14 protein-coding genes and 1 tRNA gene are annotated in these 17,318 nt (G+C 35.3%); 10 read left to right on the top strand and 5 right to left on the bottom strand.

What is annotated here, in order from left to right; all coding sequences use genetic code 11:
• Nucleotides 1-15 precede the first annotated feature (15 nt).
• The 6 genes from AC3IS6_RS16675 to AC3IS6_RS16650 all read left to right on the top strand — a co-directional run bounded on the left by AC3IS6_RS16675 (nt 16) and on the right by AC3IS6_RS16650 (nt 7,969).
• Entirely contained in the window at nt 16-3,183 is a 3,168-nt protein-coding gene (locus AC3IS6_RS16675; protein ID WP_489161000.1) for an efflux RND transporter permease subunit, read from the top strand.
• Between the two features lies 1 nt (nt 3,184).
• Nucleotides 3,185-4,597 carry a TolC family protein gene (locus AC3IS6_RS16670; protein ID WP_489160999.1) on the top strand — a complete coding sequence of 471 codons (1,413 nt, stop codon included), beginning with the start codon at nt 3,185-3,187 and terminating at the stop codon, nt 4,595-4,597.
• A gap of 113 nt (nt 4,598-4,710) precedes the next feature.
• Complete coding sequence (locus AC3IS6_RS16665) at nt 4,711-5,283, top strand: Crp/Fnr family transcriptional regulator (protein WP_264523995.1); 573 nt, start codon at nt 4,711-4,713, stop codon at nt 5,281-5,283.
• A gap of 98 nt (nt 5,284-5,381) precedes the next feature.
• Nucleotides 5,382-5,510 (top strand): hypothetical protein, encoded by a 129-nt coding sequence (locus AC3IS6_RS16660; protein WP_489160997.1) that lies wholly within the window; start codon nt 5,382-5,384, stop codon nt 5,508-5,510.
• 201 nt (nt 5,511-5,711) lie between these two features.
• Nucleotides 5,712-6,935 (top strand): MFS transporter, encoded by a 1,224-nt coding sequence (locus AC3IS6_RS16655; protein WP_489160995.1) that lies wholly within the window; start codon nt 5,712-5,714, stop codon nt 6,933-6,935.
• Nucleotides 6,936-6,979: 44 nt separating this feature from the next.
• Nucleotides 6,980-7,969, top strand: a complete 990-nt coding sequence (locus AC3IS6_RS16650; RefSeq protein ID WP_489160993.1) for a TIGR03571 family LLM class oxidoreductase — start codon at nt 6,980-6,982, stop codon at nt 7,967-7,969.
• A 243-nt stretch (nt 7,970-8,212) separates the two neighbouring features.
• Here AC3IS6_RS16650 and AC3IS6_RS16645 read toward each other — a convergent pair whose 3' ends face one another.
• Complete coding sequence (locus AC3IS6_RS16645; protein ID WP_173968180.1) at nt 8,213-8,593, bottom strand: hypothetical protein; 381 nt, start codon at nt 8,591-8,593, stop codon at nt 8,213-8,215.
• Between the two features lie 55 nt (nt 8,594-8,648).
• Between AC3IS6_RS16645 and AC3IS6_RS16640 the strand changes: the two genes are divergently transcribed.
• The 3 genes from AC3IS6_RS16640 to AC3IS6_RS16630 all read left to right on the top strand — a co-directional run bounded on the left by AC3IS6_RS16640 (nt 8,649) and on the right by AC3IS6_RS16630 (nt 11,959).
• Nucleotides 8,649-10,151 (top strand): S41 family peptidase, encoded by a 1,503-nt coding sequence (locus AC3IS6_RS16640; protein WP_489160991.1) that lies wholly within the window; start codon nt 8,649-8,651, stop codon nt 10,149-10,151.
• A gap of 326 nt (nt 10,152-10,477) precedes the next feature.
• Nucleotides 10,478-11,071, top strand: coding sequence for a hypothetical protein (locus AC3IS6_RS16635; RefSeq protein ID WP_489160989.1), 594 nt, complete (start codon nt 10,478-10,480; stop codon nt 11,069-11,071).
• A 390-nt stretch (nt 11,072-11,461) separates the two neighbouring features.
• Entirely contained in the window at nt 11,462-11,959 is a 498-nt protein-coding gene (locus tag AC3IS6_RS16630; protein ID WP_489160987.1) for a DUF1203 domain-containing protein, read from the top strand.
• A 102-nt stretch (nt 11,960-12,061) separates the two neighbouring features.
• On the opposite strand, the gene AC3IS6_RS16625 is transcribed toward AC3IS6_RS16630, so the two are convergent.
• Nucleotides 12,062-12,469: a helix-turn-helix domain-containing protein gene (locus tag AC3IS6_RS16625; protein WP_489160986.1), complete on the bottom strand. Its 408-nt coding sequence runs from the start codon at nt 12,467-12,469 to the stop codon at nt 12,062-12,064.
• Between the two features lie 106 nt (nt 12,470-12,575).
• Nucleotides 12,576-12,649: transfer RNA gene (locus AC3IS6_RS16620), tRNA-Arg, on the bottom strand.
• Nucleotides 12,650-12,765: 116 nt separating this feature from the next.
• Between AC3IS6_RS16620 and AC3IS6_RS16615 the strand changes: the two genes are divergently transcribed.
• Complete coding sequence (locus AC3IS6_RS16615; RefSeq protein WP_489160984.1) at nt 12,766-13,278, top strand: adenine phosphoribosyltransferase; 513 nt, start codon at nt 12,766-12,768, stop codon at nt 13,276-13,278.
• Between the two features lie 225 nt (nt 13,279-13,503).
• On the opposite strand, the gene pheT is transcribed toward AC3IS6_RS16615, so the two are convergent.
• Both pheT and AC3IS6_RS16605 read right to left on the bottom strand, forming a co-directional pair.
• Entirely contained in the window at nt 13,504-15,924 is a 2,421-nt protein-coding gene (gene pheT / locus AC3IS6_RS16610) for a phenylalanine--tRNA ligase subunit beta (protein ID WP_489160982.1), read from the bottom strand.
• Nucleotides 15,925-16,434: 510 nt separating this feature from the next.
• Complete coding sequence (locus AC3IS6_RS16605) at nt 16,435-17,298, bottom strand: bestrophin family protein (protein ID WP_489160980.1); 864 nt, start codon at nt 17,296-17,298, stop codon at nt 16,435-16,437.
• Between the last annotated feature and the right edge of the window lie 20 nt (nt 17,299-17,318).

Below are 17,318 nucleotides of genomic sequence, written 5' to 3'. Positions count from 1 at the left end.
CTAGCCTTTTAAATTATGTTAAAGAAAATAATCGACAGACCCGTCACGGCTACTGTCATCTCACTTATATTGGTAATTTTAGGCTTTTTGGCTCTGGAAAAATTACCTATGGAAACCTTTCCGGAAATCGCACCACCGTCTGTGGTGGTTACTGCACGTTATCCCGGAGCTAGTGCAGAAGCTGTTGCCCGTTCTGTAGCCACGCCATTAGAGCAGGTAATTAACGGAGTAGAAAATATGATCTACATGACATCGTCTTCTTCAAATGATGGCACATTGACAATTACCGTTTATTTTAAACTGGGAACCAATCCGGATCAGGCTGCTATTAACGTGCAGAACAGAGTTTCGCAGGCCACCAATCAATTGCCTCAGGAAGTAGTAAAAACCGGTATCAATACTTCCAAACAAAACAACAGTATGATCATGATTATTGATCTCGAAAGCACCAATCCTAATTACGATTCGGCTTTCCTGAACAATTACGATCTTATTAATATTGTTCCGGGAATTCAGCGTATTCAGGGAGTTGGAAAAGCGCAGGTATTTGGAAGTAAGGATTACGCCATGCGTGTCTGGCTGAATCCGGGAAAATTGGCGAGTTATCAAATGACTGCACAGGAAGTCATGAAAGCCATTGACCATCAAAATATCGAAGCCGCTCCGGGTAAATTTGGAGAAGGAAGTGCAACGGCTTTTGAATACACGATTAAATACAAAGGAAAACTGAATAAAGAACCGGATTATGAAGATATTGTAATCAGGGCAAATCCGGATGGTTCTGTGCTGCGTTTAAAAGATGTTGCCAAAATAGAATTAGGATCATTAGATCATGTGTATGCATCGGCACAAACACTGGACGGACACCCGGGAATTGGAGTGGCTATTTTTCAGACGCCGGGTTCTAATGCCAATGATATTCAGATTGAAATTCTGAAGTTTATGGAAGAAGCCAAAAAGAGTTTCCCAAAAGGAATTAGCTACAGAACCACTTATAGTACAAAACGCTTTTTGGATGCTTCTATCAATCAGGTAGAACATACTTTGGTTGAAGCTTTTATATTGGTATTTATTGTTGTTTTTATTTTCCTTCAGGATTTTCGTTCTACACTTATTCCAGCCATATCAGTACCAGTGGCGATTATCGGAACCTTCTTTTTTATGGGAGTTTTTGGAATCACCATCAATTTGCTGACGCTTTTTGCGCTCGTTCTGGCCATTGGAGTGGTAGTCGATGATGCGATTGTCGTCGTCGAGGCCGTTCATCATAAATTAGAACATCATTCTAGTGATGCCAAAAAAGCAACAATCAGTGCTATGGGCGAAATTACCGGAGCCATTTTATCTATTACTTTGGTAATGTCGGCGGTATTTCTACCTATCGGTTTAATCGAAGGTCCGGTTGGTGTGTTTTACAGACAGTTTGCTTTTACGCTTGCTATTGCTATTGTAATTTCGGCAATTAATGCTTTAACCTTAAGTCCTGCTTTATGTGCTGTTTTGCTTAAAAACAAGCATGCTGAGTTGTATGAAGATAAACATAAGAAAGGGTTACAAAGATTTTATGAACTCTTTAATATTGGTTTTCATGCTGCTACAAAAAGATATACCACCGCTGTTCTTTTCCTAATTAAAAGAAAATGGCTTGCCTTGAGCGGATTGGTTTTGGTCACCATTTTAACGATAGTATTGGCACGTAACACGCCACAAGCATTTATTCCTACAGAAGACCAAAGCTTTGTAATGACTGCTCTAAGCATGCCTCCGGGAACCTCTTTGGAACGTACCAAAACTGTTACAACACAGGCAAGTAAAAAGCTAAGTAAATTTGAAGGCGTATATTTTAATGCGATGGTGAACGGTAGTAATTTATTGGCCAACACTGTTTCACCATCCTATGCCGCTTCGTATACCATTTTAAAACAGCCCGAAGAACGAGGAAAAGTTAAGGACATCAATAAAATTATGGATTCTATTAAAACCGTATTTGATGGTTTGCCAGAAGGATCTTCGTTTACGTATTCGATGCCAACTGTTCCGGGATTTGGAAATGTAGATGCTTTAGATGTTGTGCTTAAAGACAATGCGGGAGGTTCGATTGATAAACTGGCTCAGGTAAATGATGAGTTCATAAAATCGCTGAAAGAGAGAAAAGAAATTGCGGCGGCTTTTACGTCTTTTAATGCAAAATTCCCTCAATACATGCTCGATGTTGATGCGGTTAAAGCGAAACAATTAGGACTTGATGTCAGTACAATTTTAGAAACCATGCAGGCCTATTTTGGAAGTATTTATTCTTCTGATTTTAATCGATTTGGGAAATATTATCGTGTCGTAGTACAAGCCGAAGCGCCTTTTAGAGTAGATGAAAATGCATTAAATGAAGTATATGCTAAAAATGATCAGGGCAAAATGGTACCGCTTAAATCTGTTGTGCAATTAAAACGTGTTTTTGGTCCCGAAGTCGTTACGCATTTGAACCAGTCAACTTCTATCAATTTGAATGTTCAGGCTAAAAAAGGCTATTCGACTGGAGATGCTATGAAAGCAATAAATGAGGTTGCCGAGACGCTCCCGTTAGGTTATTCGCATGAATATACCGGAATGGCAAGAGAAGAGCAGCAGGCCGGAAACCAAACCATTTTTATATTCGGAATCTGTATCTTGTTTGTGTATTTCTTATTATCAGCTCAATACGAAAGTTATCTTTTACCGCTGGCTGTAATTTTTTCTTTGCCAACCGGAATATTTGGTGTCTTTGTTTTTATCAATTTAATAGGCGTTACCAATAATATTTATGTACAGATTGGGATGATTATGCTTATTGGTCTTTTGGCCAAGAATGCCATTCTTATCGTTGAGTTTGCGGTACAAATGAGACATAAAGGAAAATCTTTGGTAGAATCTGCAGTTCAGGCTTCGGCATTACGATTGCGACCAATCTTAATGACTTCTTTTGCTTTTATTGCAGGATTACTGCCTTTGCTTTTTGCAGGTGGCGCTACAGAGCAGGGAAACCGTTCTATTGCATCAGGAACGATAGGGGGAATGTTCTTTGGTGTGGTACTGGGAATTTTTATAATACCGGTTTTATTTATCGTATTCCAATCTTTACACGAACGTTTTTTTGGTTTAAAAATTACGCCTGCAACCGATCAACATTTAATTCAATCCAATCATTAAAATGACTAAAATACTATATTATATACTTATTCTGGCCGTGTTTTCTGGCTGTCAGATCGGTAAAGATTATGTGCGCCCAACCCTTACAATACCACAGGAATTTCGAGGGAATAATGCACTGCAGCATAGTAAGGACAGTACTTTACTGCCATGGAAAAGCTTTTTTACAGATCCTGCTTTGCAAAATATTATAGATAATGTTTTACAGCGCAACTATGATATGAAAATGGCGCTGAATACAATTCAGATTAATGAAGAATATCAGAAAGAATCAAAAGCAGCCTGGCTACCATCAGTTTCTACAGGAATTGGAACTTCAAGAAATTACTATTCTGATAATAGTCTAAACGGTATTAACGGTTTTAATTTAAGCAATACCATCGGAACAAAAAGGGTAGAAGATTATACATTAAATTCAGGTTTAAGCTGGGAAATTGATATCTGGGGAAAAGTAAAAAATCAGAAAAAAGCGGTGCTGAACGAATGGCTGCAAAGTCTTGAAAGCAGAAAAGTTTTGCAGACCAGATTGATTGCATCGGCTGCTTCGTCATATTATACATTATTAATGCTCGACGAACAACTGGTAATAACTCGTAAAAATTTAGCTTTAAGCGATAATACAGTTAAACTAATCAGGGTTCAGTTTGAAAACGGCGAAGCGACTGCATTGGCCCTGCAGCAAGCCGAAGTTCAGTACAAATCGACACAAGCTATTATTCCTGATTTAGAACAAGAAAAATTCATTCAGGAAAATGCTTTAAATGTCTTAATGGGTAATCAGCCTGATCCAATTGTACTATCAGAAAGTAAAGCCAATTTTACAGCCCCGCAACAATTAACTTCTGGAGTTCCGGCCTCATTGATGTCGAATCGTCCGGATGTGCGCCAGAAAGAATTTGAACTGCGAGCCGCTTCGGCGCGAATAGGTGTAGCTCAGGCGGGTTTATATCCAGCTTTGAATATAACAGCTTCGGGTGGTCTCAATTCTTTTCAATCCTCAAATTGGTTAAACATTCCAGGTTCGCTATTTGGAACTTTAGCAGGTGGACTTACCGAGCCTATTTTTAATAAACGAAAACTAAAAACGGCTTTTAATGTGAGTAAAATTACCTACGAACAAAAGAGTGAGGAATTTAGAAAAACAGTTTTGCAAGCTACAAAAGAAGTTTCGGATGCGATGGTTAAAGTCGAAAAACTGAAAGAGAAAATTACAATTACTGCATCAAAGAATGAATTACTGCAAACGGCGATAAACAATGCCGGTCTCTTGTTTACAAATGGACAGGCCAATTATTTAGAAGTAATTCTGGTAGAACAAAATCTAATAGAAAATGAACTGAATTTATCCAGTTTAAAAAGGCAGGAAGCTTTGGCTTATATAGAGTTTTACAGAGCTTTGGGAGGAGGGCAGTAGTTGGTTTTTCAAAACTCACGCCAAGTGTGTGAGTTTTGTTTCATCATCGATAAAAAGTTTTTTGTTACTTTCGTAAGGATTAAAGCAGGTAGTTCTAAAAGAATTTGCAGTTTATGGAGAACCATTATTTACAATTAAGAAAACATATAGAAGAAATAAGTCCATTAACTGATGAAGAATGGGAAACCGTCGCAGCTTGTTTTACTTATAAGAAATTAAGAAAGCATCAGTTTTTAGTGCAAAAAGATGAACTTGTTCCTTCTGAATACTGGATTATTAGCGGCTTATTGAAAACATATGCTATTGATAATGAAGGTAAGGAACATATTCTGCAGTTTGCAATGGAACAATACTGGACAAGCGATTTTCATGCTTTTCAGAATCAGGTTCCGGCAACTTTATTTATTGATTGTATTGAGGATTCAGAATTTTTTTGCCTTCGGTTAGAAAACAGGGAAAAGCTGTGTAGTGAAATTCCAAAAATGACTAATTTCTTCAGAATTAAATCGCATTATGGTTATATCGCCCTGCAGCAACGCATCATGTCTTTACTGACGCAAACAGCCGAAGAACGTTATAATAATCTCATCAAAAAACTTCCTTTACTAATTCAGCGTGTTCCTAAAAAGCTTTTGGCTTCTTATTTAGGTGTTACCCGCGAAACTCTCAGCCGCTTTAAGGGGTAAAAAGTGTGATCTACATCACTTCAAATGTGTGATGTTCATCCTCGCATATCTTGTGTCATCGTTAGAACTTTGTACTGTTAATTTTAAACAATGCAATTATGAAAACGATCCACTATTTTATGCAGGCAGTTACCGCTTTTTTAGATGGTGCAAATTATGAACAAAATAAATTAGAAAGAATGCCAATAGTTCTGGAAGTAATTCCGGGAAACATTCCTCATATATAGCTTGTATTGAGATTCATAACCCAGCCTGATTAAAGACTAACATTCTCCTGGGTAAAACTTTTACCACATAGGGCGCATTAAGATTAATTAAATTGGTTGTTGGATAGGAGGATGTCCTTCGGGACATTCTCTTATTTCTCTTCATCTTTTTTAAACATTTCCCCTTCTAAAATCATTTATAATTTTATTTGAAACAACAATATGAAAACAACTGAAACAGCAGTTATAGAACAAACTGCTACTAAACGAAAAAGACTGCCTGCCGCGCTATGGGCATTAACAATAAGCGCATTTGGAATTGGTACCACAGAGTTTGTTATTGTGGGTTTATTGCCAACAGTTGCCACAGATTTAAATATTAGTATTCCATCAGCAGGATTGCTGGTGAGTTTATATGCAATTGGTGTTGCCATTGGAGCACCAATACTGACAGCCATAACAGGAAGTATTCCAAGAAAAAAATTACTGATCTGGTTAATGATTGTATTCATTATAGGGAATGGTCTTGCTTCAATAGCACCTGGTTTTTATACCTTGGTTATGGCAAGAATCATTACAGGATTGGCTCATGGGGTTTTCTTTTCGATAGGTTCTACCATTGCCGCTTCATTAGTATCTCCTGATAAAAGAGCATCAGCAATTTCTATTATGTTTACAGGTTTAACGGTTGCTATTGTTACCGGTGTACCTTTCGGAACTTTTATTGGTCAGGAATTTGGATGGCGTGCTACTTTTATTGGAGTTGCTGTTTTAGGGCTGATCGGTTTGATTTCAGGTTGGATTTTACTGCCAAATAAAATCGAAAATGAAAAAACAATCGCCATAAAAGACCAGTTTAAAGTAATAGCAAACGGTCGATTGCTGTTAGCTTTTTTAATGACTACGCTAGGGTACGGAGGAACTTTTGTTGCCTTTACTTATTTGTCTCCAATACTTCAAAAAATCATGGGACTTTCTGAATCAATGGTGAATGTAGTTCTTGTCTTGTACGGAATAGCAATCGCTTTCGGGAATCTTATAGGAGGGAAAGCTGCAAATAAAAATCCGTTGAAAGCATTATTTTGGATGTTTGTTTTACAGGCGATTGCATTATTGGTTTTTACATTCACTGTAAGTGATTCTCTTTTTGGAATTATTACTTTGTTTATCATGGGGGCCTTATCATTTTCAAATGTTCCGGGATTACAATTGTACGTGGTTCAATTGGCAGAACGTTACCTTCCCGGAACCGAAGACGTGGCATCTGCATTTAATATCGCCGCTTTTAATGTGGGAATTGCCATTGGTGCCTATGTAGGCGGATTAGTAGTAGAATCTACTTTAGGACTTGAATCTACTCCTTGGGTTGGTGCTTTGTTTGTAGTACTTGCCATAGGTGCAACCTTACTGAGCTCAAAAATATCAAGTAAAAAAGAAAGCAAATAATTAAAATAACTACGTAATCTGTTAACCGTTAATTTAATTTTAAAATGAAAACAATTTGTAAAATACATATACCCGGCCGAATGACTCTTGGACTCGAATTTCCATTAGATAACGACTGGTCTCTTGAAGGAGAGAAAAAAAGAAAAAAACAAGGACGTCCTTTTGGGATTCCTGATATTAGCAAACACACAGAACTTATTAAATTGGCCGATAAACTTGGGTTTGCTGCTTTATGGATGCGGGAAGTTCCGGTATATGATCCGGGTTTCGGAGATGGCGCTCAAATTTTTGACACCTTATCGTATCTGGGTTATGTTGCTGCCATTACTGATTCTATTGCCATTGGGACTGCCGCGGTTGTACTGCCTTTACATGATCCGCTGCAATTGGCAAAAGCAATTTCAACTATCGAAAATTTATCTCAAAGTCGTTATCTTTTTGGTGTTGGTTTAGGCGACCGTCCTGTAGAATTTCCTTTATTTGGATTTGATTTTGAAACCAGAGCCGAAAGGTTTGTTTTAAACCATGAGATAATCAAAGAAGCCTGGAAAGAGCAAAGCGAGCTGAATCAATATTATGAAGGTTTATCTAATGAAATTCAGGTTTATCCGAAACCTAAAAATGAGATTCCGTGGATTTTAGCCGGAAGGGCAAAACAAAGCATGGACTGGATCGCTCAAAACATGCAAGGCTGGTTCAATTACCCAAGAAATGTTGCAGATACAGAAGTTTTGGTAAGAGAATGGAAAAATGCACTTTATGATAACAATCAGGCATCAAAACCTTATATATCAGCTTTCCATTTGAATCTTTTGAAAAATCCTGACGCTCCTTTTACACCGCATCGTTTTGGAGGCGCTGTTGGTATTAATGGATTAACGAAGTTACTGCGTTTATATGAATTGGCAGGAGTAAATCACATGGCGCTTCATTTAAGAAAATCAGAAGTTCCGGTTGAAGAAGCTTTAAAATTGATTGGGCAAGAAGTTCTGCCACATTTTTATCCCTTGAATTTACAAAATTCAATCGCATAAAGTACTCTTTGTGGAGTTAATGGTTAATGACTTTTTCACTTTGCAGATCTTTCAAGCCTCGTTCTTCGAAGTGTTCTCATGAAAAGCTGCGCAAAAGTCTCTGAACTGCCCCCAAATAGTGTCTAACTTTTTGAGGGTAGTTCAATCTGACTTTGTGCCTTTTTGTTCCGTTACTCTCTATAAAAATACTCTAACTGACGTTTGTAATAATTACACCCAAAGGGTTCAATTAAACTTTTTTAATTAGTCTGTGATTAATTTGAATTTTACGGGTTGAAAAAAGATATTTGAATTTTTCTCAAAATAAATTCCATTTTCTTTTTTATCTAATTTTACTTTGTAATTATGAATTATGGTAGTTTGTGCAATCATATTTACCTGGTAAGTATCTCCAATTTTATTTGCTTTGGATATATCCTGAACAATACCATTAATCACAACCGATTTAGGAACAACAGCAGTGTCATTTAATTTAAAACTAACTATATATCCTTTTTCATTATTATTGTTATAACTTTTATACGTTTGATTTTTAATATCTAAAAGTTGCCCGGAACAGGAAAAAAGAAAAAAAAGTCCAAAATAAAATAATAAAAAGAAGGTTTTAGGAATACTATTTTTCATACTTTTAGCGTTTTACAAGCACAAATCTAACTTAAATTAAACGATTGAAAAAATAATGAAATTAAAATATATTGCTAAGACATTACTTGTAGGATTAGTTTTTACAGCTTGCAGCAAGGATTCTGATTCTGACACTAAAGAAGCCGCAACAACCAAGCCAGACGAGATTAACAATTTTGTTTGGAAAGCTATGAATTCTTGGTACTACTGGCAGCCTAACGTCGCCAATTTGTCCGACAGCAAAATCACTTCTACCGAAGGATATAACAATTTAATCAACGGAAAAACTCCCGATGCGCTTTTTTATTCACTCCTATATCAAAGAGGAACTGTCGATAGATTTTCTTGGATTGAAAACAGTAATGAGATAGTGCGTGTTTCAAAAATTGCAGAAGTCGAAAAAAAAGGTGGTTTTAATTACGCAATCTACCCTAAAGATGCATCCAATACAAATATGGTAGCCTTAATTAACTACATCGTACCTAATTCATCAGCAGCTTTGGCAGGATTGAAAAGAGGCGACGTTATTACAAAAATAAATGGAAGCCAGCTTACTTCAAGTAATTATGACCAACTAGAAAATACACAATTCACAATTACTTTGGCAGCAAGCGTGCAATTTTCAAACAGTAGTTTAGTAACCACAGATAAAACAGGAACTGTGACTGTATCAAAAACCGAAATTGATGAAAATCCAGTTGCTTATTACGAAAAGAAAGTATATGGAGCGAAGAATATTGGTTATCTGGTTTTTAATGCTTTCAAATCCGATTATAATGATGAACTCAATTTAGCTTTCTCTAAAATGAAATCGGATGGAATTAACGAATTGGTTTTAGATTTAAGATACAATGGAGGCGGTTCATTAGAAACGGCAGTAGCTCTGGCTCAAATGATTAATGGCGGTTTTACCAATAAACCATATATTTATTTAGACTTCAATAATAAACACAATAATGAAGACGGCTATGAAAATCTTTCCGAAAAAGTAAATATTTTTAATTTGGTTGGTAACGAACCAACTTTTCAGAGACAAGAAAGTATAAACAGCCTTGCTTTGACAAAAATATATGTGCTGGCAAGTTTTCAAACCGCTTCTGCCAGCGAGCTCACGATACAGTGTCTAAAAAAATACATTAACGTAATCACAATAGGAGAAGAAACCGTTGGCAAATTTGTTGGCTCAAACACATTATACGATTCTCCTGCTAATGATTATACGTCCTATGTCAATCGAAGCACTAAGCACAAATGGCAATTGCAACCCATTACTTTTTCATATTACAATAAAGACAAAGATGCAAATCCAGCCAAAATTATACCTGATTATCAAATCAATCCTTATAGTACTTTCTTAAATCTGGTTGAATTTGGAAACGTAAAAGATCCTTATTTGAATAAAGCTCTCGAATTAATTACGGGCCAAGCTATGCGAACTACAGCAAAAACCGCCAACCCTTCTTTTCCATCAAAAATTGACAATCTTGCGGCATTCAACCCTACAAATACTGCCAAAGGTTTATATATAGAGGATTTAGAAAGGTTGAAAAAACAATAAAAAGCAACGAAACTAAATTTAGAAATTAATTTGTTTAAAATGGCGCAAAGTCAGAGACGTTTGCGCAGCGTAAAGAAGAACACTTCGGAGAGCGGGGGACTCAACAAATAAAAAGCCGTTTAATGATTCATAAAATAAAAATCCTACTTTTGAAAGTAAATAAATATTGATATTTATCAGACATATCGACCAAATTTCTAGTAGATAACTTGTATATTGTCAGATATATATACAAGTGATCGATAAGTTTGCCACGTGACAAATTAATAAATTTAAAAAGATAGAAATAAGTATTTTAACAAAAGTTAAAAGAACACAAGCCTTTAATGAAAAAAACACACGCTATTCTTACTATAATAATTGGATCATTAATGTTTACTTCATTATTATATTTTTTAATAGAAGTTGTTTTAAGAAGAAATATTGGGCCAGACTGGGAAACTATTGAAAATATTACTGTAGGGAAGGTTAGTAAAATAAGCTATAATAGAGGTGCTGGGGCATGGTTCACTTATAAGTATAAAGGTAAAATATATGAAGAATTTGATGGTTATGAAATATCAGGGCTCATTATTGGGGAAAAGTATTTAATAAAACATTGTCCAGAATGTTCGGGAGCACTTTTTAGTAAAATTAAATCTATTAAACATATGCCTGTGTTTACTAATGATGAAAGTTATTTTGAAATATTAGGTACGGTTACTAATATATACGAAGTAAATTTGGGAGGTACAGATACAGGGACAAATATTGAGTTTACTTACACTGTAGCTAACCAAACATATAGACGATCACAAAGACTTGAACATAATTATAATGATAAATATATCGGTTTGAAAATTGGTAAAAAATATATAGTTAAAGTTTGGAACGAAAATTATAAAAGAGCTATATTGAATTTAGATAAAAATGTGCATTAATAAATAATGGAACGAGAAATATTCGGTTTATATTGCATAAATCCAATTTAGTTTTTTTTATAAGAAATTCAAAATTATTCGTTCTCCGAAGCGTTCTCATGAAAAGCTGGCAAATGTCTCTAGACTGCACCCAAAAGTTTAGACGAATTTATAATTAAATTTGATAATAATGGGCTCGACATTGTATCGGGCTCATTTTTTTTGCATTTAAGAGAAGTATTCTAAGAAAGTTATTTTTAAAGTCAGAGACTTTACGAAGTCTCTGTTTTTCATTGGCTTTAATATTTAGTTTGGATTTCCCGTCGGTGATCAAGGGAAAATTGAGCAAGAAACGGATTTTTAATAAGTGGAATAGCAAATAAATTTGTTTTGATTTAAAATATGAAAAATATGAAAAAATTCAAAGTTGTTCCCTTGTCTAAAGAGTTTATAAGTCAAATTCGGAAAACAAATATTGATAATTTTGGTAATCAAGTTTACGAGCAATTAGCAACTGGAAAAGGACCATGTCGAATTTCGTTGAAACCATTTAATGTTGGTCAGGATATTCGTTTGGTTTTTGCTTATAGTCCGTTTTCAGAAACCAATGCTTTTAATCAATCCGGACCTATATTTATTCACAAAAACGAAGTGGAGCAATATTCGGATATTTACAATTTCCCCAAAGAATTAAAAGCAGATAAAGAAAATTTCCCGTTATCCCTAATCGGCTATAGCAAAGAACAAAAAATGATTTTTACTAAACTAGTTGGCGATAATGATATCGATTTACTAATTGCTGAAATTTTTGAAACAAAAAGTGATGTTCAATATCTTCACGTAAGAAATTCAGAAGCTTGTTGTTTTATTTGTAAAATCGAAAGGGTGCTCCCCGAAGAGTTCTTATGAAAAGCTCTGCGAATGATTCCTGACTTCGCACTTATAATACTTCCAAAACAAAAAAAAAGAAACTCGAAAGTCTCATTTTAGAATTAATATATTAATAAAAAATCATCTATTAATCAATTTTTCAAGCCTCACCATCATTTCATCTTTCTCTTTCAACATACGCTCGTATAACGCAATCTTTTCTTCATGAAGTTGGATCAATTTTTCGATCGGATTAACATTAAATGTTGCGCTATGACCTGTACTTAAGAAAGCTCCGTTATCAAATGTATTAGAAATAATATTTATCGCTTGCTCTTCATCAAAATTCTGAAAAGCTTCAACAGGAATTTTCAATACAGCTGAGATTTGTTTCAGCAGGTTGTCTTCAATTACATCTTTCTGCTCCAGCATAGAAATTTTCTTTTGGTTCCAGTCTGCGCCCAAATCATAAGCTAATGCTTCCTGTTTGATGTTAAGCATTTCTCTGAAACGTTTTACGTTTCTTCCCTGATGTATTTTCTGTTCCATAATGAATATCAATTTTCCAAAGACTCAAAGATAAAGCCATTTGGATTAAAAATAGTGAATTTCAAAGATAAAAAAAATCCCACTTCGTAAGAAATGGGATTTTTTGTGACCTCGACTGGATTCAAACCAGTAACCTCTTGAGCCGTAATCAAGTGCGCTATTCAGTTGCGCCACGAGGCCTTTTTTATTTTTCAATAAGCTATTTTTTAGTAGCTTTGTTGATTGCTGTTTGCGGGTGCAAAGATAGACATAAATGCGAGATATACAAGTATAAAATAACATAAAAATTAAAAAAAATGCAGATCGAAAATTATATACGTGATATTCAGGGATTTCCAAAAAAAGAAATTTTATTCAAAGACATCACTCCGTTGTTAAATGACCCCATTGCAAGGAAAAAGGCGGTTTCTGTTCTGGTAGAATCATTAAAAGGGCAAAAAATAGATAAAGTAGTAGGTGCTGAAAGTCGGGGCTTTTTCTTTGGGATTTTACTGGCGCAGGAACTGGATGCAGGGTTTGTTCCCGTAAGAAAGCCAAATAAGCTGCCGTACGACACGATTTCAGCTTCCTACGAACTCGAGTATGGTACCGATAGTTTAGAGATACATACAGACGCCATAAACAAAGGAGACAAGGTTTTGATTCACGACGATGTTTTAGCAACAGGAGGAACTGCAAAAGCTGTTTGTGAATTGGTAGAACAACTAGGAGGGGAGATTGTACAATGCAACTTCCTAATGGAACTAAGTTTTCTGAATGGAAGAGAAAAAATCAGCAAACATCCCATTTTTGCTGCTATCACCTATTGATTTGCTTCTAGAATGAAGATTAAAGAATAAAGATTTTTGATTTTGTTTTACTGAACGGGGGTGAAGTTGTTGATTTTATCTAGTCTGAGATCTGAATTCAAAAATCGTTAATCTTCATTCAAAAATCTTAAGGGTTAAAATCTAAATACAGGTAAAAAAAATCCCAATTCTAAAATAAATTCAGAATTGGGATTTGGAATCTTAAAAATTGTATTTTTTAAAAACTTATCTTAAAGTTGCTCCAAGTTCAGTTTCGAAAGTTTGCTGTAATTTCGACATGATTTTGTCGATTTGAACGTCTGTAAGCGTTTTTGTATTGTCCTGAATGGTAAAACTCAAAGCATATGATTTTTTGCCTTCCGGAAGCTTACTGCCTTCATAAACATCAAATAAGTTGATGTCTTTTAAAAGAGATTTCTCCGTTTGTTTGGCAAGGTTAAAAATACTTTCGTACGTTGTACTTTTGTCAATCAATAACGCTAAATCTCTGCGAACTTCAGGATATTTTGGAATTTCGGTATACTTAATTTTTCCGGTAATGATTTTTAAAATCAAATCCCAGTTGAAATCAGCAAAGTAAACATCCTGTTTGATTCCGAAATGTTTCAATATTGACTTTTTAACGACTCCTGTTTCAACTAAAGTTTCGTTATTGTAACAAATTGCCGTTCCTTCCGAGAAAACATCAGATTGTACCGGTGCATTTGTGATTTTATCAATTCCCAAACGCGACAATACTCCTTTTACATATCCTTTTAATAAAAAGAAATCGGTTGTTTTTTGAGGATTTGTCCAGGTTTCTTTGTTTCTGTTTCCAGAAATCAACAAAGTAAGGTGTTTGTGCTCCTCGTATCCGTTAAGGTATTTATGATACGATTTTCCGAATTCAAATAATTTTAAATCCGAGTTCTTTCTGTTGATGTTGTATGAAATAGCCTCTAAACCTGAAAACAATAAAGATTGACGCATAGTCGACAAATCACTGCTTAAAGGGTTAAGTATGGTGACATTGTGCTCTTCTTTTAAAACAGTCGATAATTTTGCATAAGCGGCTGTAGTTAAAGAGTTGGCCATCATCTCGTGAAAACCTTGTGAGTTCAGTTGAGACGCAATTACATTTTGAACTTTATAATCTTCTGTTCTTGGAGCGTTAGATACCGTTGCATTGAATTTTTTAGAAAAATTAATGTTGTTGTATCCGTAAACTCTCAAAATTTCCTCGATTACATCAATTTCACGCTGTACGTCTACACGATAAGCAGGAATAGTTAACCCTAGACCTGAATCTGAAACGCTATTTACTTTTATGTCTAAAGAAACCAGAATTTTTTTGATCGTATCTTTTGGAATCTCCTGTCCGATAATTTTTGAAACGTGGCTGAAATTTAATAAAACCGAAAAATCTTCTACTTTTTTAGGATAAACTTCTATAACATCAGAAGTGATTTTTCCACCCGCTACTTCCTGAATCAAAAGCGCAGCACGTTTTAAAGCATATTCAGTAATTGTTGGATCAATACCTCTTTCAAATCTAAAAGAAGCATCTGTGTTTAGTCCGTGTCTTTTAGCGGTTTTACGCACGCTTACGGCATCAAAATAAGCACTTTCTAAGAATATAGCGGTTGTTCCTTCTGTTACTCCTGATTTTTTACCTCCAAAAACTCCTGCGATACAAAGTGGTCCTTTTTCATCACAGATCATCAAATCTTCTTTGTGCAAAGTTCTTTCAACATCGTCTAAAGTCACAAACTTAGTTCCTTCAGGAAGCGTTTTTACAATTACCTTTCCGTTGATTTTTGCAGCATCAAACGCATGCAAAGGTTGTCCTAATTCGTGTAAAACATAATTAGTAACATCGACAATATTATTTTTTGGAGTCAGTCCGATAGCTTTCAGACGATCTTGCAGCCATGCCGGGGATTCTTTAACAGAAATTCCTGAAATAGTTACTCCGCAGTATCTAGGTGCTAAAAGAGGTTCTTCAACATTAACATCAATTTTTAAAGTACGCATGTCTACTCTGAAGTTACTCACAGAAGGGGTAATCAACTCGATATTTACACCGCGTTGCAGCATTCCTGCTCTTAAATCACGGGCAGTACCCAGGTGACTCATAGCATCTGCACGGTTTGGAGTTAAACCTATTTCGAAAACTTCATCATTGACAACCTTAAAAACTTCTGAAGCTGGAGTTCCGGGAACCGATCCTTCTTCCAAAACCATAATTCCGTCATGACTTGTTCCTAAACCTAATTCGTCTTCAGCGCAAATCATTCCGTGGCTTTCCATTCCGCGGATTTTTCCTTTTTTAATGGTAAACTCAGCACCATCTTTATCGTATAAAACAGTTCCTATCGTAGCAACAGGTACTTTTTGTCCCGCCGCAACGTTAGCAGCACCACAAACAATTTGTATAGGCGCTTCTAAACCAATATTTACAGTTGTAACTTTTAATCTGTCGGCATCAGGATGTTTTTCGCAAGTCAACACATGTCCAACAACAACACCTTGTAAACCGCCTTTAATCGATTGGTATTTTTCGACAACTTCTACTTCAAGCCCTAAATCTGTTAGTAATTCCGAGGTTTGATCAGATGGCCAGTCTGTTTTTATAAATTGTTTTAACCAATTGTAAGATATTTTCATGTTGACTTTTTTATTCTTGTATGAGGTTACAAATATAAGGATTGCACATTGTAGTAAGAAACAATTTATTTGCTTTTTTCAGACTGTTTTTTCTGACTGATAGTTTAGATTGCAAAATCTTCTTTTTAACACATAGAAACATAGATTCGTATTTTTTAAGTAGGGTATAGAAGAGAAATGGATTTCTTTCACATAGTGTTATGCGTTTTATTTTAAGCGAAACAACTTTTTAAGCGTTTAGAATTATGCCTCTATGTGTTAGAAACAGATTCCGATGTTTGCGCACTAAAATTTTTAACACATAGAAACATAGATTTGCATTATTTCAATAAGGGGATAGAACAGAAATGGATTTCTTTTACATAGTGATATGCGTTTTATTTTAAGTGAAACGACTTTTTCAGCATTAAGAACTGTGTCTCTATGTGTTGAATGTTTATGTATTAAGTGATTATGCTGGTTATCTAATGATTGTGGTAGCTTTTCCTAAGCACTCAATATTTAATCAAATCAGATAAGTTCCTCAATGTGTTTTTTGATGTTTTCTGAGATCTTTTTTGTTGGCAGATCATTTTCATCATCTCCAAACGGATCTTCGATTTCTTCCGCAATAAGTTCCAAACTTGCCAGTACATAGAAAATGAAAACGACAACCGGTGCCACATAATATCCCAGACTTACAGAATAGCCAAAGGGTAATGTCATGGTGTAAAAGAAGATGAACTTTTTAATAAAAGCACTATAGGAGTAGGGAATAGGTGTGTTTTTAATTCTCTCGCAGGCACCACAGATGTCTGTGAAAGATTGTAGCTCTTCGTTTAAGATAATGAGTTGATCTCCACTAATTTTTTTAGCTTCATAAAGATCGTTGATTTTTTGAAACATCAGTTTTTTAACCTGATTCGGTTTGTGCTTATGGTGATCAATTTCCAGATCGACATCTTCAAAAAGCTGTTTACCGGTATCAGAATCGTGCAGGTGTTTGTGCAAAATGGAGGCGTAGGCAGGAATAAATTTTCTGAAGAATTTCCTATCGTTATCTTCTTTCAGCATTGCCGAAAGTTTGATGGCCAGGTTTCGGCTGTTATTGACAAGACCTCCCCAAAGTTTTCGGCCTTCCCACCAACGATCGTAAGCAGTGTTGGTTCTGAAAACCAATAATAAGGATATTACAAAACCCAACATCCCGTGCATGATCGGGATGTTATGGATGTAATCGTTTTTACCAATTTTAAAATACGAGACTTCAAGATACCCTACTATCGAGGAGTAAATTCCGATAGCGATCATGATTGGAAGCAGTTTTCTAACGGTATCCGATTTATGAAAATGAAAGATAAAAGTGAACCAATCTTTGGTGTTGTATGAAATCATTTGAACTTGTTTTAAAACAA

This window comes from Flavobacterium sp. KH_035, assembly GCF_057839565.1.
This window is presented reverse-complemented; position numbering and strand designations above follow the sequence as displayed.

What these genes read in the sequence shown, in the direction of transcription:
- AC3IS6_RS16630 (WP_489160987.1), top strand. Translation starts at nt 11,462, where the DNA reads ATGAAAAAATTCAAAGTTGTTCCCTTGTCTAAAGAGTTTATAAGTCAA.
- AC3IS6_RS16635 (WP_489160989.1), top strand. Translation starts at nt 10,478, where the DNA reads ATGAAAAAAACACACGCTATTCTTACTATAATAATTGGATCATTAATG.
- AC3IS6_RS16670 (WP_489160999.1), top strand. Translation starts at nt 3,185, where the DNA reads ATGACTAAAATACTATATTATATACTTATTCTGGCCGTGTTTTCTGGC.
- AC3IS6_RS16665 (WP_264523995.1), top strand. Translation starts at nt 4,711, where the DNA reads ATGGAGAACCATTATTTACAATTAAGAAAACATATAGAAGAAATAAGT.
- AC3IS6_RS16675 (WP_489161000.1), top strand. Translation starts at nt 16, where the DNA reads ATGTTAAAGAAAATAATCGACAGACCCGTCACGGCTACTGTCATCTCA.
- AC3IS6_RS16650 (WP_489160993.1), top strand. Translation starts at nt 6,980, where the DNA reads ATGAAAACAATTTGTAAAATACATATACCCGGCCGAATGACTCTTGGA.
- AC3IS6_RS16605 (WP_489160980.1), bottom strand. Translation starts at nt 17,298, where the DNA reads ATGATTTCATACAACACCAAAGATTGGTTCACTTTTATCTTTCATTTT.
- AC3IS6_RS16640 (WP_489160991.1), top strand. Translation starts at nt 8,649, where the DNA reads ATGAAATTAAAATATATTGCTAAGACATTACTTGTAGGATTAGTTTTT.
- AC3IS6_RS16660 (WP_489160997.1), top strand. Translation starts at nt 5,382, where the DNA reads ATGAAAACGATCCACTATTTTATGCAGGCAGTTACCGCTTTTTTAGAT.
- pheT (WP_489160982.1), bottom strand. Translation starts at nt 15,924, where the DNA reads ATGAAAATATCTTACAATTGGTTAAAACAATTTATAAAAACAGACTGG.
- AC3IS6_RS16615 (WP_489160984.1), top strand. Translation starts at nt 12,766, where the DNA reads ATGCAGATCGAAAATTATATACGTGATATTCAGGGATTTCCAAAAAAA.
- AC3IS6_RS16645 (WP_173968180.1), bottom strand. Translation starts at nt 8,593, where the DNA reads ATGAAAAATAGTATTCCTAAAACCTTCTTTTTATTATTTTATTTTGGA.
- AC3IS6_RS16625 (WP_489160986.1), bottom strand. Translation starts at nt 12,469, where the DNA reads ATGGAACAGAAAATACATCAGGGAAGAAACGTAAAACGTTTCAGAGAA.
- AC3IS6_RS16655 (WP_489160995.1), top strand. Translation starts at nt 5,712, where the DNA reads ATGAAAACAACTGAAACAGCAGTTATAGAACAAACTGCTACTAAACGA.